The following is a 1,830-nucleotide window of genomic DNA, read 5'->3' on the forward strand; positions in this document are numbered from 1 at the left end:
GAGCGGGGACAACCCCGCCAGGACAGAATACCGGAGCCCAGGGGATCACACTATATGTCAACGTTAACTGACCCTCCAAAGGAGCAGTTCCGGCTGTCTATGCTCCTTTATGACACCCGGTACCGGTCGGGGACCATTCAGGTCATCGCCATGTTCGGGTTCATGCTTCTGGCAGCTTGGCTGATCAACAACACGCTGAGCAACCTGGCCGCACTGGGCAAGCCGATCGATTTCGGCTTCTTCTCGGAACCGGCCGGCTACGATATCAACCAGCGCCTGCTGGAATACACCTCGCGCGACAGCCACCTGCGGGCCGCGCTGATGGGGCTTTTGAACACGCTGGTTGTGGCTTTCCTCGGCTGTATCACTGCAACAATCCTGGGCGTAATCATCGGCGTTCTGCGGCTGTCGTCGAACTGGCTGGTTGCCCGTCTGATGGCGGTCTATGTCGAGCTGTTCCGCAATGTGCCGGTGCTTCTTTGGATTGTCTTTGTGATGGCGATCCTGATCGAAACCCTGCCGGCGCCACGGGCATTCCGGGGCGAAAACCCTGAAGCCACGATGAGCCTGGCCGACAGCGTTGCCGTGACCAACCGCGGTGTCTATATCCCCGAGCCGCTGTTCTCACGTTCGCTGGGCGATGCGCATCTGTTTGGTGAATCCTCGCTGCGGTTTGATGTCAGCCTGGACCTGATGGCCATTCTGGTGGTGCTGGGCCTCAGCCTGTTTGCCTCGATCAAGATCCGCCAGCGTGCGGACCGTATCCAGGAAGCCACCGGCGACCGTCCGGCAACCTGGCATGTGCGCACCGCCGTGGTGGTGGTGCCGATGGCGATCCTGCTGGCCGTGCTGGGCTTTTACCTGGGTTACCCCGCGCTGAAGGGCTTTAACTTCCAGGGCGGCACCCACATGCGCAACTCGCTGATCGCGCTGTGGCTGGCACTGTCGCTGTACACCGCTGCCTTCATCGCGGAAATCGTGCGCGCCGGGATCATGGCGATCTCCAAAGGCCAGACCGAAGCCGCCGAGGCGCTGGGCCTGCGCTCCAACAAGATCATGTCGCTGGTGGTTCTGCCGCAGGCGCTGCGGGTGATTATTCCGCCGCTGATCTCCAACTATCTGAACCTGACCAAGAACTCGTCGCTGGCGATTGCCGTGGGCTACATGGACATCACCGGCACCCTGGGCGGTATCACCATGAATCAGACCGGCCGCGAGCTGGAATGCGTTTTGCTGCTGATGCTGGTGTATCTGGCGATCTCGCTGACCATTTCCGGGATCATGAACTGGTACAACGAAGCCGTGAAGCTGAAGGAGCGCTGAGATGTCTGATATCGGATTTGTCCGCACCGAAATGCTTCCCGAGCAGGATCCTCCGGCCTCTGAGGTCGGGATCATCGGCTGGGCGCGGCATAACCTGTTTTCCAGCTGGTTCAACTCGATCCTGACCATTGCGTCGTTTACAGCGGTCTATTTCGTTCTGGCCGCCATTGTTCCTTGGATCCTGTCGCCCACCTGGGACGGCACCTCGCTGTCCAATTGCCGCGAAACGCTGGCAGCAGCGGGCCATGGCGATGCCCATGGCGCCTGCTGGGGCGTGATCAAGGAACGCTGGGTTCAGCTGATCTTCGGGTTTTACCCGAGCCACCTGTACTGGCGCCCCGTCGCCGCCTTTGTCCTGCTGGGCGCAGCATTGGCCCCAGTGCTGTTTTCGGACCGGGTGCCGTCGAAGATGCTGATCTTTTCGGCGCTTTACCCGTTCATCTTCCCCTGGCTTTTGTGGGGCGGCACCATCTGGATGCCGATCGCCGCGCTGGCGGGTTTCGTCAT

The 1,830-nt window shown here is 60.7% G+C and carries 1 protein-coding gene and 1 pseudogene; both read left to right on the forward strand.

Translation table 11 applies throughout. The features are described 5' to 3' along the window. Window positions 1-54: 54 nt before the first annotated feature. Entirely contained in the window at window positions 55-1,323 is a 1,269-nt protein-coding gene (locus A2I95_RS34965) for an ABC transporter permease subunit (RefSeq protein ID WP_291737158.1), read from the forward strand. A gap of 1 nt (window position 1,324) precedes the next feature. After that, window positions 1,325-1,830, forward strand: a pseudogene (locus tag A2I95_RS34970) (amino acid ABC transporter permease); the annotation flags it as partial.

Source organism: Leisingera sp. F5, assembly GCF_001593695.1.

What these genes read in the sequence shown, in the direction of transcription:
- A2I95_RS34965 (WP_291737158.1), top strand. Translation starts at nt 55, where the DNA reads ATGTCAACGTTAACTGACCCTCCAAAGGAGCAGTTCCGGCTGTCTATG.